General features: G+C 38.3%; 23 protein-coding genes. 12 read left to right on the top strand and 11 right to left on the bottom strand.

Annotated features, from left to right (window positions below):
- Nucleotides 1-502: 502 nt before the first annotated feature.
- Both clpA and clpS read right to left on the bottom strand, forming a co-directional pair.
- Complete coding sequence (gene clpA / locus HRT55_RS18110; protein ID WP_291623491.1) at nt 503-2,758, bottom strand: ATP-dependent Clp protease ATP-binding subunit ClpA; 2,256 nt, start codon at nt 2,756-2,758, stop codon at nt 503-505.
- Nucleotides 2,759-2,777: 19 nt separating this feature from the next.
- Nucleotides 2,778-3,098 (bottom strand): ATP-dependent Clp protease adapter ClpS, encoded by a 321-nt coding sequence (clpS, locus tag HRT55_RS18105; protein ID WP_291623490.1) that lies wholly within the window; start codon nt 3,096-3,098, stop codon nt 2,778-2,780.
- A 258-nt stretch (nt 3,099-3,356) separates the two neighbouring features.
- On the opposite strand from clpS, the gene cspD reads away from it, so the two are divergent.
- Nucleotides 3,357-3,575 carry a cold shock domain-containing protein CspD gene (gene cspD, locus HRT55_RS18100; protein ID WP_291614749.1) on the top strand — a complete coding sequence of 73 codons (219 nt, stop codon included), beginning with the start codon at nt 3,357-3,359 and terminating at the stop codon, nt 3,573-3,575.
- Between the two features lie 74 nt (nt 3,576-3,649).
- Here cspD and icd read toward each other — a convergent pair whose 3' ends face one another.
- The gene (gene icd / locus HRT55_RS18095; RefSeq protein ID WP_291623488.1) at nt 3,650-4,900 is read right to left on the bottom strand and encodes an NADP-dependent isocitrate dehydrogenase; all 1,251 of its coding nucleotides are present in this window, start codon (nt 4,898-4,900) and stop codon (nt 3,650-3,652) included.
- 258 nt (nt 4,901-5,158) lie between these two features.
- Entirely contained in the window at nt 5,159-7,390 is a 2,232-nt protein-coding gene (locus HRT55_RS18090; protein ID WP_291623486.1) for an NADP-dependent isocitrate dehydrogenase, read from the bottom strand.
- Between the two features lie 180 nt (nt 7,391-7,570).
- Here HRT55_RS18090 and HRT55_RS18085 point away from each other — a divergent pair, with 180 nt between their 5' ends.
- The 6 genes from HRT55_RS18085 (at nt 7,571) to HRT55_RS18060 (ending at nt 12,942) form a co-directional block, all read left to right on the top strand.
- Nucleotides 7,571-8,176, top strand: a complete 606-nt coding sequence (locus HRT55_RS18085) for a pseudouridine synthase (RefSeq protein ID WP_291623484.1) — start codon at nt 7,571-7,573, stop codon at nt 8,174-8,176.
- Nucleotides 8,166-8,675: an NUDIX hydrolase gene (locus HRT55_RS18080; protein WP_291623482.1), complete on the top strand. Its 510-nt coding sequence runs from the start codon at nt 8,166-8,168 to the stop codon at nt 8,673-8,675. The genes HRT55_RS18085 and HRT55_RS18080 overlap by 11 nt, the downstream gene beginning before the upstream one ends.
- Nucleotides 8,676-8,787: 112 nt before the next feature.
- Nucleotides 8,788-9,930, top strand: a complete 1,143-nt coding sequence (gene mnmA / locus HRT55_RS18075) for a tRNA 2-thiouridine(34) synthase MnmA (protein WP_291623480.1) — start codon at nt 8,788-8,790, stop codon at nt 9,928-9,930.
- Nucleotides 9,931-9,983: 53 nt separating this feature from the next.
- Entirely contained in the window at nt 9,984-10,610 is a 627-nt protein-coding gene (hflD, locus tag HRT55_RS18070) for a high frequency lysogenization protein HflD (protein ID WP_291623478.1), read from the top strand.
- A gap of 260 nt (nt 10,611-10,870) precedes the next feature.
- A complete protein-coding gene (gene purB, locus HRT55_RS18065; protein WP_291623476.1) occupies nt 10,871-12,241 on the top strand; it encodes an adenylosuccinate lyase in 1,371 nt (456 codons plus the stop codon).
- Between the two features lie 227 nt (nt 12,242-12,468).
- Nucleotides 12,469-12,942, top strand: coding sequence for an N-acetyltransferase (locus HRT55_RS18060; protein ID WP_291623474.1), 474 nt, complete (start codon nt 12,469-12,471; stop codon nt 12,940-12,942).
- A gap of 7 nt (nt 12,943-12,949) precedes the next feature.
- Here HRT55_RS18060 and HRT55_RS18055 read toward each other — a convergent pair whose 3' ends face one another.
- Nucleotides 12,950-13,357 carry a DUF4826 family protein gene (locus HRT55_RS18055; RefSeq protein ID WP_291623472.1) on the bottom strand — a complete coding sequence of 136 codons (408 nt, stop codon included), beginning with the start codon at nt 13,355-13,357 and terminating at the stop codon, nt 12,950-12,952.
- Between the two features lie 230 nt (nt 13,358-13,587).
- Between HRT55_RS18055 and HRT55_RS18050 the strand changes: the two genes are divergently transcribed.
- The 3 genes from HRT55_RS18050 to HRT55_RS18040 all read left to right on the top strand — a co-directional run bounded on the left by HRT55_RS18050 (nt 13,588) and on the right by HRT55_RS18040 (nt 15,594).
- A complete protein-coding gene (locus HRT55_RS18050; RefSeq protein ID WP_291623469.1) occupies nt 13,588-14,622 on the top strand; it encodes an amino acid dehydrogenase in 1,035 nt (344 codons plus the stop codon).
- An 89-nt stretch (nt 14,623-14,711) separates the two neighbouring features.
- The gene (locus HRT55_RS18045; RefSeq protein WP_291623467.1) at nt 14,712-15,191 is read left to right on the top strand and encodes a hypothetical protein; all 480 of its coding nucleotides are present in this window, start codon (nt 14,712-14,714) and stop codon (nt 15,189-15,191) included.
- Nucleotides 15,192-15,195: 4 nt separating this feature from the next.
- Entirely contained in the window at nt 15,196-15,594 is a 399-nt protein-coding gene (locus tag HRT55_RS18040; RefSeq protein ID WP_291623465.1) for a hypothetical protein, read from the top strand.
- 88 nt (nt 15,595-15,682) lie between these two features.
- Here the strand turns inward: HRT55_RS18040 and HRT55_RS18035 are convergent, their stop codons facing one another.
- The 5 genes from HRT55_RS18035 to thrS form a co-directional block, all read right to left on the bottom strand.
- Nucleotides 15,683-16,786, bottom strand: a complete 1,104-nt coding sequence (locus tag HRT55_RS18035; RefSeq protein ID WP_291623463.1) for a phosphoribosylaminoimidazolesuccinocarboxamide synthase — start codon at nt 16,784-16,786, stop codon at nt 15,683-15,685.
- Nucleotides 16,787-17,023: 237 nt separating this feature from the next.
- Nucleotides 17,024-17,383, bottom strand: a complete 360-nt coding sequence (rplT, locus tag HRT55_RS18030; protein ID WP_019029134.1) for a 50S ribosomal protein L20 — start codon at nt 17,381-17,383, stop codon at nt 17,024-17,026.
- 16 nt (nt 17,384-17,399) lie between these two features.
- Nucleotides 17,400-17,594, bottom strand: coding sequence for a 50S ribosomal protein L35 (gene rpmI / locus HRT55_RS18025; RefSeq protein ID WP_291623461.1), 195 nt, complete (start codon nt 17,592-17,594; stop codon nt 17,400-17,402).
- Between the two features lie 204 nt (nt 17,595-17,798).
- The gene (gene infC / locus HRT55_RS18020) at nt 17,799-18,356 is read right to left on the bottom strand and encodes a translation initiation factor IF-3 (protein WP_291616165.1); all 558 of its coding nucleotides are present in this window, start codon (nt 18,354-18,356) and stop codon (nt 17,799-17,801) included.
- Nucleotides 18,357-18,466: 110 nt separating this feature from the next.
- Entirely contained in the window at nt 18,467-20,389 is a 1,923-nt protein-coding gene (gene thrS, locus HRT55_RS18015) for a threonine--tRNA ligase (RefSeq protein ID WP_291623458.1), read from the bottom strand.
- A 448-nt stretch (nt 20,390-20,837) separates the two neighbouring features.
- On the opposite strand from thrS, the gene HRT55_RS18010 reads away from it, so the two are divergent.
- The gene (locus HRT55_RS18010) at nt 20,838-21,590 is read left to right on the top strand and encodes a hypothetical protein (protein WP_291623456.1); all 753 of its coding nucleotides are present in this window, start codon (nt 20,838-20,840) and stop codon (nt 21,588-21,590) included.
- Nucleotides 21,591-21,639: 49 nt separating this feature from the next.
- Here the strand turns inward: HRT55_RS18010 and HRT55_RS18005 are convergent, their stop codons facing one another.
- The gene (locus tag HRT55_RS18005) at nt 21,640-23,325 is read right to left on the bottom strand and encodes an NAD(P)/FAD-dependent oxidoreductase (RefSeq protein ID WP_291623631.1); all 1,686 of its coding nucleotides are present in this window, start codon (nt 23,323-23,325) and stop codon (nt 21,640-21,642) included.
- A 147-nt stretch (nt 23,326-23,472) separates the two neighbouring features.
- Between HRT55_RS18005 and fdxA the strand changes: the two genes are divergently transcribed.
- Entirely contained in the window at nt 23,473-23,808 is a 336-nt protein-coding gene (gene fdxA / locus HRT55_RS18000) for a ferredoxin FdxA (protein WP_291623455.1), read from the top strand.
- Nucleotides 23,809-23,877: the final 69 nt, after the last annotated feature.

Below are 23,877 nucleotides of genomic sequence, written 5' to 3'. Positions count from 1 at the left end.
ACATTAAAAAAGCCGCGATTATTCGCGGCTTTTTTATGTCTGATGAAAATCTATCGCTCTAGCTTACTTGGTAGAACGATGGACTGTACTCTCTATAATAAATAGCATGTGTCACTGGTTCGAGCCCAGTTTTGGGAGCCACATAAGAACGAAAAAAAGATACATGCCCTGTAGAGCGTTTGTTAGAGCCATAGTTTGTACTCTATTACTCTCAGGTATATGTTACTTGAGCCATTTAATATCAATAGCATTACGCACTATTAAGATATAAAATCTGCCCTTACCGTATTTTTCCCTTAACAATTCTCTTCCAACAAAATACACTTCTTCAATACTTCTTACCTTAACTAACCTTATTTGTCTTAGCAGTAAGTTTATTTGATGAACATAAACAATAAACGCTGTCTCTTTATTATATGACATGCATAAAAAAGCCCTACTAAGTTTATTTGTAGGGCTTTTAGAATAACGTCTAAATTAACTTCTTAATTAAAGTGAATTATTATTTCGCAGTAATCAATTCCTGTTTATTTTCGTAGGTAATCACTATCTTATCTTTTTTAACATCAACTTTAGCCACGCCTCCCTGTGTTAACTCCCCAAAGAGTAACTCATTAGCCAATGTTTTCTTCAAATGCTCTTGAATCAGGCGAGCCATAGGCCTAGCGCCCATAGTCTTGTCATAGCCATGTTCAGCTAACCATAATCTAGCTTGCTTACTTAATTCAAGTGAAACACCTTTATCATCGAGTTGCGCTTGTAATTCAACAATGAACTTATCAACTACTTGTTGAATTACAATGTGATCTAAATGATTAAACCAAACAATGTTATCTAAGCGATTTCTAAACTCAGGTGAAAATATCTTATTAATTTCACTTAATGCATCAAGACTGTGGTCTTGTTGTTTAAAGCCAATAGATTGACGCACTGTTTCCTGTACGCCGGCATTTGTTGTTAACACTAAGATAATATTTCTAAAGTCAGCTTTTCGACCATTATTGTCCGTTAAAGTGCCATGATCCATCACTTGTAAGAGAATGTTGTATACATCCTCATGTGCTTTTTCAATTTCATCAAGCAATACAACAGCATGAGGATGTTTTAAAACAGCATCAGTAAGTAAACCACCCTGTTCATAGCCTACGTACCCAGGAGGTGCGCCGATTAGTCGACTAACCGCGTGCTTCTCCATATATTCCGACATATCGAAACGAAGCAGTTCTACTCCCAATATTTTAGCTAATTGTTGGGTTACTTCCGTCTTACCAACCCCTGTAGGTCCGGCAAAGAGGAAGGAGCCAACTGGCTTTTCTTCACTGCCTAGGCCAGCTCGAGATAAACGAATAACGGATGAAAGTTCACTAATAGCTTGGTCTTGTCCAAAAACAACAAGCTTCAAGTTACGATCAAGGTTTTTAAGATGATCCTTTTCACTGAGTGATACTGATTTCTCAGGGATTCTAGCCATTTTAGCGACAATACTTTCTATATCGGCATTATTAATAACTTTTTTTCGCTTATTAGCCGGAATAAGCTGTTGCCTGGCACCCGCTTCATCAATGACATCAATGGCCTTATCTGGCAGAAACCTTTCGTTAATATATTTAGCCGATAGCTGAGCAGCTGCATGTAGAGCTTTACTGGTATAACGAATACCATGATGGCTTTCATACTTCTCTTTCAGACCGTGCAGTATTTTAGTGGTATCGGCAACGCTAGGCTCGGGAATATCAATTTTTTGGAAACGACGAGCTAATGCACGATCTTTTTCAAAAATACTTTGATATTCTTGATACGTAGTAGAGCCTAAACAGCGTACCTTACCAGCAGAAAGCAGTGGTTTTAGCAGGTTAGATGCATCCATCATACCACCCGAGGCCGCTCCCGCACCTATAATAGTATGGATTTCATCAATAAACAGCACCGCATTTTTATCTTCTTCAAGCTCTTTCAATAAAGATTTAAAACGTTTCTCAAAGTCGCCTCTATACTTAGTACCGGCTAATAAAGCCCCCATATCAAGAGAGTAAATTGTCGCATCGGCTAAAAATTCAGGCACCTGTTTATTCACAATCATATTGGCTAAACCTTCAGCAATGGCAGTTTTACCAACGCCTGCTTCACCAACAAAAAGCGGATTGTTTTTTCTCCGTCTACTCAAAACCTGTAATGTACGTTCAAGTTCCTCATCTCGACCGATTAAAGGGTCAATATTACCTTTGATAGCTTCTTCATTAAGGTTGACAGCAAAATTTTCAATGGTACGCGGTTCATCTTCGCTTTGTTGCTCGCCATCAAGTGTCTGCGGTGCATTGTCATCAACCTTTGCAATGCCGTGAGAGATATAATTAACAATGTCTAAACGACTAATATCTGACTTTTTCAAAATATATGCGGCTTGCGATTCTTGTTCGCTGAAAATAGCGACTAATACATTCGAGCCACTGACTTCATTTTTCCCTGACGATTGCACATGAAAAACAGCCCTTTGCAAAACGCGTTGAAATCCTAACGTTGGCTGAGTTTCACGTTCTTCTTCCCCTATAGGAATCATTGGCGTTGTTTCGCCGATAAAATCTAAGAGGCTTTTGCGAAGTTTAGCTAGGTCAGCACCACACGCTCGAAGCGCTTCAATTGCTGAGGGGTTATCTAATAATGCCAACAGTAAATGTTCTACCGTCATAAATTCGTGGCGAGATTCTTTAGCTTGGCGAAAAGCTAAATTAAGTGATATTTCTAAGTCTTTGTTTAGCATAACTACTCCAACCTTTTCTTTAGGCTTTTGTCATCACACACTTTAATGGGTGCTGATTTTCAAAAGCGTACTGGACAACATGTTCAACTTTTGTTTCTGCTATCTCTGCAGTATATATGCCACAAAGACCTTTTCCCTTATAGTGAATATTTAACATAATATCCGTTGCTTCTTCTTCACTTTTATTAAAAAAATTACATAATACGTCTACAACAAAGTCCATCGGGGTATAGTCATCATTAAGTAAAAAAACATGGTATTTAGCCGGCTCTTCTAGTTGCTCTCTAACTGCCTCTTCAACTATGTTTTGGGTGTCAAATAACTCTTTCCAGTTGCTCATATATTTATCTTAGTCTCTACTTTTTACTTTTGCTGTATCTTTTCATGCAATAAAGTTAAAAAAACGTTAAAAAAAACATGTTTTTACCTTGACTAATTCTATAAATTATCTACGATTCTATAGGTGACTAATATTTAGTCGCTTAGTTTGTTGTCTATGCACTTACTTATTCGGATTTGTTGACTCTTAGACAGAGTTAACAATGGAAAGTAAGTTAAACATAATTGAATACTAAAGGATATAGAAGGAAGTTGAAGTATGGCACACGGTACAGTTAAATGGTTTAATAATGCAAAAGGTTTTGGCTTTATTCGCCCAGATAGTGGCGGGGAAGATATTTTCGCGCACTATTCAACAATCGAAATGGATGGATATCGAACATTAAAAGCCGGACAAGATGTCAATTATGAACTAAATGAAGGCCCTAAAGGTCACCACGCAGCAAGTATTAAGTTAGCTGAAGGCGAAATAGAATAAAAAAGACTTTGCGCTAAAGTAATATAAAAAAACACAGCTTTGGCTGTGTTTTTTTATTCTTCTAAATCCCTCTGCTACATATGTTCAATAATACAATCACCAAACGCTGAACAAGAAACTAAGGTAGCATCATCCATAAGACGCTCAAAATCGTATGTTACGGTTTTCGCTTTGATTGCTCCTGACATCCCCTTAAGAAGCAAATCAGCAGCTTCAAGCCAGCCCATATGTCTTAACATCATTTCTGCTGAAAGAATAACAGACCCTGGGTTTACCTTGTTTTTACCGGCATATTTTGGTGCTGTGCCATGAGTGGCTTCAAACACGGCAACTTCATCGCCTAAATTTGCTCCTGGTGCTATTCCAATACCGCCAACTTGTGCGGCAAGCGCATCAGATAAATAGTCGCCATTTAAGTTTAAGGTGGCAATAACACTATACTCTGCCGGTCGTAATAAGATTTGTTGTAACATGGCATCGGCAATAACATCTTTAATAATGATTTCTTTACCTGTATTAGGGTTTTTGAGCGTGCACCAAGGTCCACCATCAATCAAACTAGCACCAAATTCTTCGCGAGCCAGTTCATAACCCCACTCTTTAAAAGCCCCTTCGGTAAACTTCATAATATTACCTTTGTGAACCAGAGTTACCGAGTCTTTATCATTATCAATTGCGTATTGAATCGCTTGTCTAACCAAGCGTTGACTTCCTTCTTTTGATACCGGTTTTATACCGATGCCACAATTGTCAGTAAAGCGGATGTTACTTGCGCCCATTTCTTCAGTTAGAAACTTAATCATGGCTTTAGCTTTATCACTACCTGCTTGATACTCAATGCCAGCATAAATATCTTCCGTATTTTCTCTAAAGATAACCATATCGACTTCAGCAGGTCTTTTTACTGGGCTTGGTACACCAGTAAACCATTGCACTGGACGTTGGCATACATAAAGATCAAGCATTTGTCGTATAGCGACATTTAGTGAGCTCATACCGCCACCTACGGGTGTTGTCAGTGGCCCTTTGATAGAGACTTTATATTCTTGAAGAATATTTAATGTCTCTTCTGGTAGCCAAGTTTCACTATCATACATTTTAGTCGCTTTTTCACCTGCATAGACTTCTAACCACTCTATTTTTCTATCGCCAGCATACGCCTTAGCAACAGCAGCATTAACAACTTTAAGCATAGGAGGTGTAACATCTACACCTATACCATCACCTTCAATGAAAGGGATTATCGGATTATTGGGTACTGATAATTTACCGTCAATAAAAGTAATTTTATCGCCAGTAGTGGGAATGATGATTTGATTAGTCATAGGACGAGCTCCACATTAAACAAGTATAGAAAAGTTACTCTACTAAACTAATTCAAAAATGCACAAGGCACTAATCACTATTTAGTGATATCCAATATCACTAAAATGAATAAATAACACTTAGACTAAAGTCTAATAAGCATATCATCTAAAAAAAGATAAAAAAAAAGCTAAGTATCTCTACTTAGCTTTTGATTAATACAGCGCTATTGAATAGCACTTTCACTAGCTATTTTGCATTTAAAGCAATTAGTTAGCTTAAAGTAACGCTGATAAAATAGTATTTAATGTTTCGCTAGGACGCATTGCTTTTTCTACAAGCTGAGTCTCAGCGAAGTAATAACCATTAAGGTCAATAGCAGGCCCTTGAGCAGCATTTAATTCAGCAATAATTTTTTCTTCTTGCTTAGTTAGTGCTTGCGCTACACCAGTAAAGTTTTCTTTAAGCTCACTATCTTTTGTTTGCTCTGCAAGGGCTTGTGCCCAGTACATTGCAAGGTAGAAGTGACTACCACGGTTATCTAATTCACCCACTTTACGTGATGGTGACTTATTAGTATCTAAGAACTTGCCTGTAGCTGCATCTAGAGTATCAGCTAATATTTGAGCTTTAGCATTACCTGTCGATACCGCAACATGCTCTAGTGAAGCAGCAAGTGCTAAAAACTCACCTAAAGAATCCCAACGTAAGTGGTTTTCTTTTTCAAACTGTTGAACATGCTTAGGTGCAGAGCCACCAGCGCCCGTTTCAAATAAACCACCACCATTCATTAGTGGTACAATTGAAAGCATTTTAGCACTAGTACCAAGCTCTAAAATTGGGAATAAGTCAGTTAAGTAATCACGTAAAACATTACCGGTAACTGAAATAGCATCTTCACCTTTAGCAACACGGGCAAGGGTATACTCACAAGCTTTTACCGGTTCAAGTATTTGAATATCTAAACCGCTAGTATCGTGATCAGCTAAGTAAGTATTAACTTTTTTGATCATTTGCGCATCATGGCCACGGTTTTCATCTAACCAAAATACCGTAGGAGTTCCAGTTGCTTTAGCACGAGTTACCGCTAATTTAACCCAATCTTGAATAGGTGCATCTTTAACCTGACACATTCTGAAAATATCACCTTCAGCAACATCTTGTTCAAGCAGTGTTTCGCCCTTATCATTAACAACACGAACAACACCAGCACCTGACATGGTGAAAGTTTTATCGTGTGAGCCATATTCCTCGGCTTTTTGCGCCATTAAACCAACATTAGGTACTGTACCCATTGTCGTTGGATCAAAAGCACCGTTTTCACGACAAAAATCTACTACCGCTGAGAATACACCCGCATAGTTACGATCAGGGATCATAAATTTAGTATCTTTTTGCTTACCATCTGGTCCCCACATCATACCTGAAGCACGAAGTGCTGCTGGCATTGACGCATCAATGATGACATCACTTGGTACATGTAAGTTGGTAATGCCTTTATCTGAATCAACCATAGCCATTTCTGGGCGAGTAGCATAAACCGCTTGTAAATCTGCTTCAATTTCTGCTTTTTGCTCCGCAGGTAAACGGGCGATTTTAGCGTAAACATCACCAATACCGTTATCAGCGTCTACACCTAATTGTTCAAAAGTAGCAGCATGCTTAGCAAATACATCTTTATAGAACACTTTCACTGCGTGACCAAACATGATTGGATCTGAAACTTTCATCATGGTTGCTTTTAAGTGCAATGATAATAAGACATCTTCTTCTTTGGCTTTATTGATTTCAGTTTCAAAGAATTCTATCAAGGCAGATTTACTCATCACTGCAGTATCAATAATTTCTTTATCAAGTAAAGGTAACTTTGATTTTAATAAGGTTACATCACCGTTTTGAGCAACAAATTCAATATTTACCTTAGTAGCACCATCAATAGTTACTGATTTTTCACTACCATAAAAATCACCCGATGCCATATGAGCAACATGAGATTTAGTTTGCTTAGACCAAGCGCCCATTGAGTGAGGGTTATTACGTACGTATTGCTTAACAGAAGCAGGAGCACGGCGGTCAGAGTTACCTTCACGTAATACCGGGTTAACCGCTGAGCCTAATACTTTCGCGTAAGTTAACTTAATAGACTGTTCTGCTTCATTTTGTGGTTCAGCAGGATAATTAGGTAAATCATAACCTTTTGCTTGTAATTCTTTAATAGCCGCTTCTAATTGTGGAATAGACGCTGAAACATTTGGCAATTTGATAATATTTGCTTCTGGCGTTTTTGCTAATTCACCTAACTCAGTCAATGCATCATCAACGCGTTGCTCTTGGGTTAAGTATTTTGGAAAGTTAGCTAAGATACGAGCCGCTAATGAAATATCACGTGTTTCAACGTTAATGCCTGAAGAAGCTGTATAAGCTTGAATAATTGGCAATAAAGAATACGTTGCTAAGGCAGGTGCTTCATCGGTAATAGTATAAATGATTTTTGAGTTATCAGTGCTCATTGAGATTCCTACATTAATTAGCTAAATGCTTGAGTGTTCGCATAAAAATTCAATAAAAATTAATTATAATTCACTCAAGCTAAAAATTTATTTTTCGCGCGCATAGTATAGTAATTCAAAGCGTATTAATATAGCCAAGAAAAAAGCCATTCAATTTTTTTAAGGGAATTTAGCGCAATAATGAAGCACAACAAAGGCTATTCAAGACATAAGGCCAATTCACCTCTAAAGGTACGACCAGTAGAGGGAGAGCGAAAAATCGTCCTCTTCAATAAACCTTTCGATGTTTTATGCCAATTTACTGATGAGAATAATCGCCGTACATTAAAAGACTTTATTACTATACCTGGTGTCTATGCGGCGGGACGACTTGATAGAGACAGTGAAGGCTTATTGCTGTTAACCAATGACGGTAAGTTACAACATCAAATAGCCAATCCGGTTAAAAAAACTGAGAAAACCTATTGGGTGCAAGTTGAAGGTGCTCCTACAGAGACAGATTTAGCGAAGTTACGCCAAGGCGTTGAATTAAAAGACGGTATGACTAAACCCGCTAAAGTTGCAATAATACTTGAGCCTAAAGTTTGGCCGCGTATTCCGCCAATAAGAGAACGTGCCAGTATTGCAACCACTTGGCTGGAAATTACCATAACAGAAGGCCGTAATAGGCAAGTTAGACGCATGACAGCAAATATTGGTTTTCCTACCTTGCGCCTCATTAGATATCGCATCGGCAATTGGACCTTAGATGATATTGCTAATGGAGAATATAAAGTTGAGCAATAAGTCCAATACTTCACCTGCTATACATGAGCATGATAGAAACGACCATGGTGCACAGCAATTTAAGCCCAACACCACCGTTGCTGCTGTTATTCATCACCAAGGTAAGTTCTTATTTGTTGAAGAATTAGATAATAACCAAGTGGTTTTTAATCAGCCTGCTGGGCACTTAGAAGAAAGTGAGAGTCTCACTACGGCAATAAAACGAGAAGTACTCGAAGAAACGGGCTTAAACTTAGAGCCAGATTACCTATGCGGCATTTATTATTTTCATCGACCCGACCTACAGCTGTATTTTTTACGTTTTTGTTTTGTCATCGAATTAGAACAGTGGCTGACCGGCCAACCTCAAGACAGTGAAATAATGGCCACCCATTGGCTTACCCTTGAGCAAATAAAAGCAAAAGGTCAGCAATTGCGCAGTTCCATGGTACTGGAGTGCATTGAAGATTACTTAGCGGGTAATAAAATACCCTTGTCACAGCTAAAATCTAATCTTTAATCTATATCCTGCTAGTCGTGCGTGTTATAATTTTGCGCTTCTAATTTCAGTGTAAATACTTAGTGCAATTAATTAACGCACTTAATTTTTAAAGTCTATTGGTCAAACAAACATGTTAACTGCCTCAAAAAATAAAGCCCCTGAAGAAACCAAAGTCATTGTTGGTATGTCAGGTGGTGTCGACTCTTCTGTTTCTGCTTACTTGCTAAAAGAGCAAGGTTATCAAGTAGAAGGTTTGTTCATGAAAAACTGGGAAGAAGATGATACTGAAGAGTATTGTGCTGCTGCCCAGGACTTAGAAGATGCCCAGGCTATTTGTGACAAACTAGGTATTAAATTACACACTATCAATTTTGCTACCGAATATTGGGACAATGTTTTTGAGTATTTCCTTGAGGAATATAAAGCTGGACGTACTCCTAACCCCGATATCATGTGTAATAAAGAAATTAAGTTCAAAGCTTTTTTAGAGTTTGCCTGTGAAGACCTAGGCGCTGATTACATTGCCACCGGACATTATGTGCAACGTGAGTTTCGTGATGATGCTTGGATGATGATACGAGGTCTTGATAATAATAAAGACCAAAGTTACTTTCTTTACACTTTAGACCAAAAGCAATTATCTCAAACCTTATTTCCTGTCGGTCATATTGAAAAGCCTGAAGTACGCGCTATCGCTGAAAAAGCAGGTCTAGTAACTCATAATAAAAAAGACAGTACTGGCATTTGCTTTATTGGAGAGCGTAAGTTCAAAGACTTTCTCGGTCAATACTTACCTGCTAAGCCAGGAATTATTGAATCAGCCGAAGGTGTTGCCGTCGGCCATCACGATGGTCTTATGTATCACACCTTAGGCCAACGAAAAGGCTTACGCATCGGTGGTTTAGCTGATGCCGGTGAAGCGCCTTGGTACGTTGTTGAAAAAGATTTATTACGTAATGTCTTAATTGTTGGTCAAGGTCACAACCACCCTCGCCTTTTCTCTAAAGGTTTAATTGCCAATCAATTGCACTGGGTTGATAGAAAAGCATTAGTTAACAGCATTCAATGCACGGTTAAAACCCGTTATCGCCAAGAAGATGTGGCTTGTACGGTAACGCCTTTAACTAATGACGCAAGTATAAGTAGTGATAAACAAGAATACCAAATTGATTTTAACGAAGCACAAAGCTCAGTTACTCCTGGACAATCAGTAGTGTTTTATCAAGGTGATGTCTGTTTAGGTGGCGGTATTATTGATACCCTCATTCGTTAGTTGTTAACAATTAACATCGTCTAAGCCAATATAAGCCAAAAGCTAGAGAGAAAATGAAAGATCAAACGATTACCTTTGCCGTTATTTGCCAAGTTGCTTATCATGTACAACAAGTATCACGTACAGGCCATATCACTGATGAAGAATTCAGTGTGTTATTACAGAGTATTATAGAAACATCGCCAGAAAATACCTTAGCGGTTTACGGCGGTAAACTCAGTAATATTAAAAAAGGGCTAGAACTGTTAGTCAGCCATTTAGGTAGTGATACAGCAAGCTCAAGCAAACAAAAAGATCCTGAGTTTACCCGTTATATCATTAGTTTAATTAACTTAGAAAGACGTCTTGCTAAACAACCTCAGCAACTCAATGCATTGGGTGAGCGTATCAACGCAACTGAGCGACAACGTGAACATTACGCAATAACAAGCGAGACATTAATTGCCAGTTTCGCCAGTATTTACAGCGATATCATTAGCCCATTAGGTCATAAAATTCAGGTGACTGGCGAACCAAGTATTTTAAAGCAGAATATAAATCAATATAAAATAAGAGCGTTATTATTAGCAGGCATACGTGCTGCGGTATTATGGCGACAAGTAGGCGGTAAAAGACGTCATATATTGTTTAGTCGCAAAAAAATAGTCGATACGGCTAAATCATTACTCAACAGAATTTAGTAGAAACTTTATAAAAAATTAACATGCCTATGTAGTTTACTCCGGAACTCTTTGTAAACGTCATCTTCGAAGTCTCTGATCGAAGATCCATTGCTCTTTATACACTGGATCCCCGATTAAAACATCACGGGGATGACGATCTTGAGCCAAGTGCATAGCCATGAAAATTAATAACAACTTAAGCACTATTTAGCTCTGTCACTTCACCAGTAAGTTACAGAGAATATTAATATAACCTACATATAACCTAGGAAAACATTATGGAACTTTCAGCATTAAGTGCTATATCACCAGTCGATGGTCGTTATGGCAGCAAAGTAAAATCATTACGCCCAATCTTTAGTGAATTTGGCTTAATTAAATACCGTGTTACGGTAGAAGTACGTTGGTTACAAAAACTTGCCGAAACGAGTGCTATTGCCGAAGTTCCAGCATTTTCAGCGCAAGCAAATGCAGCTTTAGATGCAATTGTTACTGACTTCAGCGAAGCAGATGCTTTAAGCATTAAAAAAATTGAAGCAACAACTAACCATGACGTTAAAGCGGTTGAGTATTTCTTAAAAGATAAAATTGCCGATAACGTTGAATTACACGCAGTAACTGAATTTATTCACTTTGCTTGTACCTCTGAAGATATCAACAACTTATCTCATGGTTTAATGTTGAATGACTGTCGTGAGCAAGTATTATTGCCAGAGATGGACAAAATTTTAGCGGCTATCAAAGCGCTTGCGATTGAATACAAAACTATTCCTATGATGTGTCGTACTCACGGACAACCAGCTTCACCTAGTACCTTAGGTAAAGAAATGGCTAACGTGTATGTACGTTTACAACGTCAACGTGAACAAATCGCTAAGGTTGAACTATTAGGTAAAATTAACGGCGCTGTAGGTAACTACAATGCTCACCTTAGTGCTTACCCAGAGGTTGATTGGCATGAATACGCTAATGAATTTGTTACTTCATTAGGTTTATCATTCAACCCATTTACTACACAAATTGAACCGCATGATTACATTGCTGAGCTATTTGATGCTATTGCACGTTTTAATACCATATTAATCGATTTTGATCGTGATATCTGGGGTTACATTGCTATGGGTCACTTCAAGCAAAGAACAATTGCTGGTGAAATTGGTTCATCAACTATGCCACATAAAGTTAACCCTATCGATTTCGAAAATTCAGAAGGTAACTTAGGTATTGCTAATGCATTATTTACTCACTTAGCACAGAAATTACCAATTTCTCGCTGGCAACGTGATTTAACCGACTCAACTGTTTTACGAAACTTAGGTGTTGGTTTTGCTCATGCAATGATCGCTTACGGCGCAACATTAAAAGGTATCAGCAAGCTACAAGTTAATGAAGCCAACTTAGCCGCTGAATTAGACAGCAACTGGGAAGTATTAGCAGAGCCTATTCAAACAGTAATGCGTCGTTACGGTATTGAAAAGCCGTACGAAAAATTAAAAGACCTAACTCGTGGTAAGCGTGTTAACGGTGACTCAATGCGTGCGTTTATTATGACCCTTGAATTACCCGATCATGCTAAAGCACTGTTATGTGAAATGACTCCTGCGAGCTATATTGGCCGTGCAGTTGCGTTTATTGATGAATTAAAATAATCAGTTTTATCATTTGATGACAACCTAAAAAAAGAAGGCTTTGCCTTCTTTTTTTATATCTATTTTCCGAGCTTATGTGCTAAAGAATATTGCTCTATTTCCTGATTAACAAAATCGAAAATAAAAAAACAAAAAAAGACACATCTCTATTGGCAATAGCCGCAGTTATTAACTAGTCTGAATGTACTTCAGGTTTACACCTTTTCTAGTTATATTGGGTCAAATAAATGTCTTACAGTATTAGCCAAGTAAAATGGCAACAAGCTGCACCACTACTAAGAAATATTCGTGAAAAAGTATTTGTCTGTGAAAGACGCATTCCTAGAAAAATTGAATTTGATCAAGGTGATCGTACCGCTTACCACATGCTAGTATGTGACGATAACAACCAAGATCCTATTGCTACAGGCCGTATATCTCCACAAGGGGAAATAAGCCGTATTGCCGTGGTTATGGGCTATAGAAGTAAAGAAATTGATAGCTTTATTATGCAGGGCTTATTTGGTATCGCACGTAAACTCATGCTCAAGGAAGTTTTTATTTCCAGTCCGTTAGATAAAGTAGATTACTTTACTCAACATGACTTTTACCCCATTGGCTCAGTTTATATGGTGGCTGGCATGCCAAAGCAACGTATGGCATGCACGATAACTAAGGCAGCTTGCCATGTAGAAAAGGCTAAGTACTACCTAAGTCATTAACTTACTATTATTTAGCTTGCCACAAAGACTCATCTTCATAAAGTTTATACAAACCATCGGCACGGCCAATTAATAACTGAGCAAAATCGTGTTGCTCGGCATTTTTTGCTTGTAACAGATTTTCTGCTTGCATCTGCCATTTTAGCGAAAAGTGTCTCAAGGCATCACGAGCATTCGGTGCTACCTCAATACTGCTGTGATCGCTAGGTAAATCACCACATAATACCCAAAACTTTTTACCATCCAGTGACGTTAATTTCCATAACGCCAACAAAGGTACTAAATAGCGACTATCTTCGACTTTAACACTATTGGTAACAATGCCTTTTTCCGCTAAATATTTAGTGGCTCTTTGATATTGCTCTTTTATCCACTGCTTTTGTTGCTCTTCTGTCATCTGTACTGCTTTGGTCATTTTAACTCTCTAATAATTCTAATTTATCTTGGGTTAGTCATTTATAGCAGCGCTAAGTTTGTCATTGATTTTGGGCAAGTTGTATCTTTTCGCTTACAGCTTGCACCCTAATATTAAATTCTTAATTTTTCAGTGACTAGCTTGGCTATTTTCTAGGTGCTATCGTTCCTTCACAACATTACAACACATTTAAATTGCCTTTTCTAGCAAGAAAAAATGGAGAGATAACGATGGCTTTATTTGATTTACCTGATTTTGACGATCACGAACAAGTAGTGTATTGCAGTGATGCTGCAAGTGGACTAAAAGCAATTATTGCCGTGCACAGTACCAAACTGGGTGCTGCCGTAGGCGGCTGTAGAATGTGGGATTATGCCAGTGATGAAGAAGCTCTCGTTGATGTATTACGCCTATCGAAAGGCATGACCTATAAAAATGCTTTAGCGGGTTTATCTATGGGTGGTGGTAAATCAGTAATTATTGGTGATGCTAAAACACTTAAATCTGAAGCGCTTTTTAAAGCCTTTGGTGAAGCATTAAATAGTCTAAATGGCCGCTACTTAAGCGCTGAAGATGTCAATATTACCACCAGTGATATCGCTATTGCTAATAGCGTCACCCCGTTTGTCACCGGTACTGAAGGTAAAAGTGGTAACCCGGCGCCTTTTACCGCCCTTGGAACTTTCCTAGGTATCAAAGCATCGGTCAAACATAAACTTAATCGTGATGATTTAACCGGTCTTAAAGTGGCTATTCAAGGCCTAGGCAGTGTTGGCTATCTTTTATGTGAATACCTACATAAAGCTGGGGCAAAGCTTGTTATCACCGATATCAACCAAACGGCCTTAGATATGGCGGCTACTGAGTTTGATGCTAAGGTTGTCGGTTTAGATGAAATTTATGATCAAGACGTTGATATTTATGCCCCTTGTGCATTAGGTGCCACCATCAATGATGAAACCATATCTCGATTGAAAGCCGTAATCGTTGCAGGTTGTGCTAATAACCAACTAGCTGAGCCTCGCCATGATAAAGCACTAGTAGACCGTGGCATATTATATGCGCCCGATTATGTTATTAATGCTGGCGGTATCATCAATGTATCATTTGAAAGTAACTACGATGCTAAGAAATCGACGCTAAAAGTCGAAGAAATTTATCATACCCTATTAGATATTTACACTAAGGCTGATACTCAAAATAGGCCTACTGGTATTATTGCTGATGAAATGGCCCGTGCCATAATTAAAAATGGTGGTAAGTAGTATTTAGCTTATCAAATCTGTAACAAGTAACTGACAAAGCGTTCAAAGCTAAACTATAATTGCTACAAACGCCCTCATAGGGATTAGCAATGAAAGCTTTGATTATTTTGTTGTTGCTTGTTGTAGTTGATTGTTTTGCCGTAACAACGGTGACAACAGCTGGAAAACAAAAGCCTGATGATGCCAGTCACGATTATTTTATTGGCTTACTACGCCTTGTCTTAATCGAAACAGCAGATGAATATGGTTTCTCTGTTTTACAAACTGTCCCCTTCCCTGGCCAAGAAAGAATGCTAAAGTTGTTAGCATTAGGCGCATTTTATGATGTGGTCTGGGCTGGAAATTCAGATACTCGTGAGTCTGAAGTTAATAAAGTACCTTTTCCTTTATTTCGCGGTGGTTTAGGTTGGCGCGGTATGATAATCCGCCAGCAAGACAAAAATAAATTCTCCGCTATTCATTCTGTCAAAGACTTAAGCAAATTAATTGCCTGTCAGGGGCTACACTGGCCTGATGCTGATGTATTAGAGCATGCTGGTCTAGTCAGTTGCCCGTGTAGGTTACTTTGATGCTATGTTACACATGGTAGCGTTAAACCGGTGTGATTATTTGCCCTTAAGTATTTTTGAAGGTAAAGCTGAATTGGCCGTAGTACAAAACAGCTTTCCAAATCTTATCTTTTACCAAGACTTAATTATTCAATACCCACTTACCATGCATTTCTTTGTCAAAAATAATAATAAACAGTTAGCCAAAAGGTTAATTCTAGGCTTACAACGCCTTTATGACTCTGGCGCCTATGATGATTACATGCAAAACCATCAATTAACCCAACATGCTTTTCCACTCACTAAGTTTAAAAAATCAAGAGTGATCAAGTTAACAAACCCTAATAATAAGCAGGCAGAGTTAACCGAACTAGCAAAGTTTGGCTTATCTTGGCCGAGTGATAATTCACCTGAACATAAATAGCAAAAACCCAGCAATTTGCTGGGTTTTATTTTACTACGAACTAAAAAGCTAAGAAATCAGAAGCTAAGAAATCAAAAGCTAAAGAGTGCTAATCGATTAACTGGTATTGCTCACGCAAGATAGTAATAATTTCTGCTTTCGGGTTATCCGATAAGACAATTTTATCACCGGTTATTTTTTCAGCAATACTGATATAAGTCTTTGAAACATCCATAAGTACTGACAAAGGTAGCTTATTATCACGTGCTAATGCTTCACGCTCATTCATCCGGTCTTTATTGAGTAAAATATCAGCATCTGGAAAGTGATTTAACAACAACTGACGGAAACCTTCTTTTGAGTTTTCGACTACATTGCCAGCGCGGTATTGCTCACCATCCCATATACGAGATGAATCTGGTGTGCCCACTTCATCCATATAAATTAGTTTGTCATTGCCCGCTATATCTTTTACGTAACCAAATTCAAACTTAGTATCTACAAAAACTTGGTCAATGTTAGCTAAAGCGGTAGAAATAACATCAAAACCTTCGGTCAGTAGTTTCTCATAAAGCGCGATGTCATCAACTGACTTAAAGTTAAATGCAGAAAAATTATCTTCAATGTTTTTACGGGTAATATTGACATCATCAACGGCAGGAACACCGGGTATACCTTCTAATATCCCCTTGGTAGATGGCGTTTGCAGTAAGCTTGTTAACTTACTGTCTTTTGCTAAGCCTTCAGGCAACTCAATACCACAAAATTCACGCTCACCTTTTACATAACTGCGCCACATAGAACCCGTAATATATTGACGACAAATGGCTTCAATCATTACCGGTTTGGCTTTTTGTACAATCCATACGAATGGGTGAGGAATATCTAAAATATGACTATCAGCTAAACCTTGATCTTTAAATAATTTAAACCAGTGGTTTGAAATAGCATTTAATGCGGCACCTTTACCTGGTACACCACGCATGCCATCTTCACCCGTCCAAATACAATCAAAAGCTGATATCCGATCGCTGATCACCATAATAGCTAAAGCCGTGTCACTCGGTACATCATAGCCTTTTTCTTTAATAAGGCGCTTGCTATCTGTTTCGGTTAACCAATAAACAGAGCGAACTTTACCGCTATGTACAGGGGCATCAGTTCGAATTGGCAGGTCATTATTAACGGCTAAAACTTTATCAGCTAGGTTCATAGTTCATTCTCTTGTATATTCACAGTTGTTTTCAGCCTTTTTGAAAACTTACTGTTTAGTAAGGGGATTGTTTAAGAAAGGATACTGCTTAATTAACGTTACTTTAGGGTTTTCACATTAAATAAGTTTAATTAAGCATTAGATCGATTATTTTATTCTCTTAAAAGTAAAAAGGACGCTATAAAGCGTCCTTTTTTCAAGCTTAACTAAAGTTTAGCTAAGCTTACATTCTGTTACTTAAGCAGCTAAAGAAGCTTGCGCTTTTTCAACTAAGAAAGTGAATGCTGCTTTATCGTATACTGCGATGTCAGCTAGGATCTTACGATCAATTTCAATAGAAGCCTTTTTAAGACCATTAATGAACTTGCTGTAAGATAAACCATTTTGACGAGCTGCTGCGTTAATACGAGCGATCCAAAGCTGACGGAATTGACGTTTACGTTGACGACGATCGCGGTAAGCGTATTGACCTGCTTTAGTTACTGCTTGGAAAGCAACACGATAAACACGGCTACGTGCTCCGTAATAACCTTTAGCTTGCTTTAGAACTTTTTTGTGACGTGCACGAGCTTGTACACCACGTTTTACTCTAGCCATTTTCTATATCTCCTAATTAACCGTGACGTAAAAGTTTTTTAACTGACTTAATGTCAGATGCGGCGATCATGCTTTTAGCACGAAGATGACGCTTAACTTTAGTACGACGCTTAGTCAAGATATGACGAAGGCCAGCTTGTTTGAACTTGTAGCCATTGGCTGTTTTTTTAAAGCGCTTTGCAGCACCTTTATTGGTTTTCATTTTAGGCATGGGATTACTCTCAAAAGTACATCATCTTTTTAAAAAGATGGATGTATGCCAAATATTAAGTAGCGAGGGCGAAAGTAATGTTTTTATTTTCATAAAACCTATTACTTTACTTGCAAGCCTGTACTACCAGCGTAAAGATAAAGTTGGTGAATTCGCTTTTCATTCAAAAAAGAAGTAAAAGCCAATTACTTGTCAAACCAAGTTTTATCTATTTTTAGGTGCTAATACCATCACCATTTGACGCCCTTCCGCTCTACGCGGGAAGAACTCAAGCACGGTAAGCTCTGCTAAATCGTTTTTAACGCGAGTTAACAAGTCTAAACCGAGTTGTTGGTGTGCCATTTCACGACCACGGAAACGTAAAGTCACTTTGACTTTATCACCCCCTTCTAAAAAGCGTTTCAGGTTACGTAATTTCACCTGATAATCGCCTTCATCTGTACCAGGACGGAATTTAATTTCCTTAACCTGTATTTGTTTCTGGTTTTTACGTTGCTCTTTTTGCTCTTTAGCTTTTTCATAGATAAACTTGCCGTAATCCATCACACGACAAACGGGTGGTTTAGCAGTAGGGCTAATTTCAACAAGATCAACACCAGCATCATCTGCTTGGTCCATTGCTTCATCAAATGTAACGATGCCACCTGGCTCTCCGTCAAACTTAATTAAACGAATTTCGTTGCCTGGGATATCTGTAATTAACTCATTTAAACGATGAGCTGGCTCTTTACGCCCGCCTCGTTGTCCACCTTTAATAGCCATGTTCCTCCAAAGAACTCATTTTAGCTTTTTATTTAATTTCTACCTCTTAATGCTTAATTACATAAAAGACAGACTAATTTACTTTTATAGTATCCGTATACGATTTATTGCTAGTTTAACGTTGCCTGACGAGTTTTCACTTCATCAGATAACTTAGCAATAAAGTCATCAACCGACATTTTACCTAAATCTTCACCACTTCGAGATCGTACAGCAATTTCACCTGCTTCCATTTCTTTGTCACCGACAACTAAAAGGTAAGGAACTCTCTTCAAAGTGTGCTCGCGGATTTTAAAGCCTATCTTCTCATTTCTCAAGTCTTGTTTTGCTCTAAAGCCATTTTCTTTGAGTTTTTTAACGATTTCTTTACAATATGGCGCTTGTTTATCGGTAATGTTCATAATTATCGCTTGAGTCGGCGATAACCACGTTGGGAATTTACCTGAATACTCTTCGATTAAAATACCAATAAAGCGTTCTAATGAACCTAAAATAGCTCTGTGGATCATTACCGGAGTATATCTTTCGTTGTCTTCACCAACATAAGTTGCACCTAAACGCTCTGGTAAAGCGAAATCGAGCTGCACTGTACCACATTGCCAAGCACGACCTAAACAATCCATTAAGGTAAATTCAATTTTTGGACCGTAGAATGCACCTTCACCAGGTAAATATTCAAACTCAATATTACTGTCGGTTAAAGCTTGTGCTAAGCCAGCTTCGGCTTTATCCCAAATTTCATCACTACCAATGCGATTTTCAGGGCGTGTTGATAATTTAACAATGATGTCTTCAAAGCCAAATGAACTGTATACATCGTAAACCATCTCGATACATTTTTTAACTTCATCTTGCACTTGAGATTCCATACAGAAAATATGGGCATCATCTTGAGTAAAACCACGTACGCGCATTAAACCATGTAAAGACCCTGATGGCTCATTACGATGACAACAACCAAACTCTGCTATACGTAGTGGTAAATCGCGGTATGATTTTAAACCTTGGTTAAAGATTTGTATATGACCAGGACAGTTCATCGGTTTAATCGCGTATTCACGCTTTTCAGAGGTAGTAGTAAACATACCGTCTTTATACTTATCCCAGTGACCAGACTTTTCCCAAAGACTTCTGTCCATCATCATTGGCGCTTTGACTTCGTCATAATCATATTCGTGTAATTTTTCACGAATAAACTTCTCTAACTCAGTATAGATAGTCCAACCATCATTATGCCAAAACACCATGCCTGGCGCTTCTTCTTGCCAATGGAATAAATCTAACGTTTTACCTATTTTACGGTGATCACGCTTTTCAGCTTCAGCTAAACGCACGATATAAGCTTTTAATTGCTTTTTATCTGCCCATGCTGTGCCGTAGATACGTTGCAACATTTTGTTGTCTGAATCGCCACGCCAATAAGCACCGGCAACTTTCATTAATTTAAAATGATGACAATGGCGCATGCTTGGTACATGAGGACCACGACACATATCAACGTATTCTTCATGATGATATAAAGCAGGCATATCAGTCTTCTCGATGTTTTCATCAAGAATTTGTAATTTGTATGTTTCACCACGTTCGGTGAAGGCGTCATACGCATCTTGCCAAGTGCCAGTTTTCTTAACAACTTGATAAGCTGTACGCGCAAGTTCAGTCATGCGTTTTTCAATTTTAACTAAGTCGTCTTCGGTAATTGACTCATCAAGATCAATGTCATAATAAAAGCCATTGTCAATCGTAGGACCGATAGCCATTTTAACATTTGGGTATAACTGTTTTATTGCATGCCCTAATAAATGTGCACATGAGTGACGAATGATCTCAAGACCTTCACTATCTTTACTGGTGATAAGTTGTAAAGAAGCGTCTTGAGTAATTAATTCACACGCATCAACAAGATTACCGTCGATACGGCCAGCAATGGTTGCCTTAGCAAGACCAGGGCCGATATCAAGGGCAACGTCCATTACAGAAACGCTATTATCAAATGAACGAGTTGAACCATCCGGAAGAGTAATTACAGGCATGTTTTTCCTTATTCAGTGGCGGCGCATACGAAGCGTCGCTTGAATTTTTATATAGTATTTAAATGATTAAGCAATATGCTTATGCTTTTATGTGTTCTTATTGAGCAGCACCTTGCTCAGGATAATGTGCTCAGGATAATTGCTCCTGCATTATCTAATAAGGTACTTCCTGTACCGTCTACGTGTGCTTAGCTAAACTTAAAAATAGCTCCGTTCGTCCTGAACATAAAAAAGAGCCATAAGCTCTTTTTGATAAATTTAATTTTCACCGCCAATTGTAAAAGCCTTACCTTTTTTAAACAAGGCTTTTCAATAAGATTTAAACACTTTTTACTATTCAAAATAGCAAAACAAAAATCCCCCCAGCTTTTGGAAAAAAGTCTGCATAGCACTTTACCAATAAATCAGTGATAGTATTATGAAAGCAATTAACAACTAGCTGGTATTGGTGAAAAGATTACTCTTCCTTACTGCACTTATTTTTTATCTCGCCCAACAATGTGTCAATGCCTCAGAAGCACCATGGAAATTATGGAAAAAGACCAGTACACAAAGTGTCAGTTATCGTGCAGTGACACTCGATGGTCTAGCTGAGCAACAACTTATTGAAATTAAAGCGACAACGACTGTTAATTCAAGTCTCGCCGGCTTCTTATTATTTTTGCAAGATGTCAGTAACACGCAAAATTGGTTGATTAATGCCCGAGAAAGTAAAATCATTCAGCAATACTCAGCCACAGAACATAGCTTTTATATTAAATTAGCCAAAATCTGGCCTTTTAAGCCTCGAATATTAATACTCAGTTCCATTTATTGGCAAAACGATGATCTCAGTGTTGAGATCAACATAACAGATATTGGTGCTATGACTGCAGATAAAGCCAGTCCGTTAGCAGTAAGCAATATTGACGATTATTTAAAAGTAAAAATTCATAATGCTCATTGGAAAATCACACCTCAGCGAATAGCAGGTGATGCCACTGCCAACAGGCAAGCAGATATAGTTATTGAATATAGGTTTATTGCAGATGGTCGCGGGGACATACCAACATGGTTGGCGGATCATTTAGCGCTGAAATCAATTTGGAAAAGTATGCGTAATATTAGACGTCAGTTGCCAGCAGAAAAATGGCAACAACAAGAAATTGAAGGTATTACTGAATTATCAGTAATACCTTCATCTATTGACCTTAAGCAATAGAGCTCAATGAATAGACTTTAACTAATATAGCTTTAGCCTCAAAATATCATTAAGCTTCTTGTTCTGCTGTTATTGAAAGCGCCATTGCTTCGGCAATTTTAATACCGTCAATCGCAGCGGATAATATACCACCCGCATAACCAGCTCCCTCGCCCGCCGGGTACAAGCCTTGAGTGTTAAGGCTTTGCATGGTTACTTTATCGCGAGTAATTTGAATAGGTGATGACGTGCGCGTTTCTACTGCGGTTAAAGTTGCCTCTGCCATTGAAAAGCCATTTATTTTCTTATCAAAAGCAGGTAGCGCTTCTCTAATTGCCGCTATAGCATAATCAGGTAGACTTTCACTTAAATCGCAATAAGTAACACCAGGTTTATACGATGGCGTTACACTACCGTGGTCGCCGCTTTTACGCCCAGCAAGGAAGTCACCAACAAGTTGTACGGGTGCATCATAGTTTCCGCCACCCAATTTATAAGCTTTTTCTTCTAATCTGCGCTGAAAGTCGATACCAGCTAGAACGTAGTCGCGTTCACTGGCAAATTCACTAGTCATGAAATCTTCAGGCTCAATGCCAACAACAATTGCACTATTAGCATTACGTTCATGACGAGAATATTGACTCATACCGTTAGTCACTAAGCGACCTTCTTCAGATGCCGCGGCAACAACAGTGCCACCAGGACACATACAAAAGCTATAAACCGAGCGGCCATTGCTACAGTGATGCACTAATTTATAATCGGCCGAGCCTAATATTTCATTACCGGCATTGTTACCAAAACGTGCTTCATCAATAACTGCTTGCTCATGTTCAATGCGAAAGCCAACAGAAAATGGCTTAGCTTTAATGTAAACACCTTCATCAAATAACATTTCAAAGGTATCACGAGCACTATGGCCAATAGCTAAAGCGATATGATTAGTTTCAATATAATCGCCATTAGAAAGTGTTAAACCCGTTACTTGTTTGTTTTGGTAACCTTCAATACCTTCGGTAGTACATTCATTACCATCAACATCAGTAAAGTGAATCTTATCTACTCGCTGGTTAAAGCGAACTTCACCGCCAAGTTCAAAAATTTCAGCACGCATTTTCTCAACCATAGTAACCAGTTTAAAAGTGCCAATATGAGGTTTGCTTACATAAAGGATTTCTTCCGGTGCACCTGCGGCAACAAACTCATTTAAGACTTTACGACTGTAATGCTTAGGATCTTTAACTTGGCTATAGAGCTTACCATCAGAGAAAGTCCCAGCACCGCCTTCACCAAATTGCACATTAGATTCAGTATTTAATATTTTTTTACGCCAGAAACCAAAAGTATCTTTGGTGCGCTGTCTAACTTCTTGGCCGCGCTCTAGAATAATAGGATTAAAGCCCATTTGAGCTAATACTAACCCAACAAACAAACCACAAGGTCCCATACCGATAACAACAGGACGGTTTTTAAGGTTCTTTGGTGCTTGGCTAACAAATTTATAAGCCATATCTGGCGTTGCTTTTACCTGAGTATCATCACTAAATTTTGCCAGTAACTCTTCATTAATATTGGTTTCTACATCAAGGGTATAAATCAGGAAGATCTTATTTTTCTTGCGTGCATCATAACCACGTTTAAACATTGTAAAATTAACTAATTGATCATTTTTAATTGATAACTTAGTTAAAATGGCTTGTTCAAGTTCGTGCTCTTGGTGGTCAAGGGCGAGTTTAATATTGGTTAAACGAATCATTCTGTAAGATCCAGCATTAGGAAGAGTAATATTTTTCACTATTTTACCTGTACGCTATCATTTTAGAAACAAGAGATTGAAATTGCCCGCAACAAAGGTATGATCTACGCCCTATTAAGATAAATATTAACGATTTTAGATAACACTATGGCATTTGTGGTAACCGATAACTGTATATTATGTAAATACACTGACTGTGTGGCAGTGTGTCCTGCTGATGCATTTTATGAAGGGCCTAATTTTCTCGTGATTAGCCCTGATGATTGTATTGATTGTGACCTATGTCCTGTTGAATGCCCTGCCGGTGCTATTTTTCAAGAAGATGATGTACCCGAAGACCAAAAAGAGTTTATTGAGCTTAATGCTGAATTATCCAAGCACTGGCCCAGAATCACCGAAATAAAGCCTGCTCTAACCGATGCGAAAAAGTGGGATGGAGTAACGGATAAAATCCAATATTTAGACATTGAATCTGATGACTAATTGTCAAAAAACGTCACGTCCAGCTAAGTCACAGTCTGTAGGAAAGCAGCTATACTAAAAAAGGTGTAC

Origin of the sequence: Colwellia sp., assembly GCF_013214175.1 — a bacterium.
GTDB lineage: Bacteria > Pseudomonadota > Gammaproteobacteria > Enterobacterales > Alteromonadaceae > Colwellia.
This window is presented reverse-complemented; position numbering and strand designations above follow the sequence as displayed.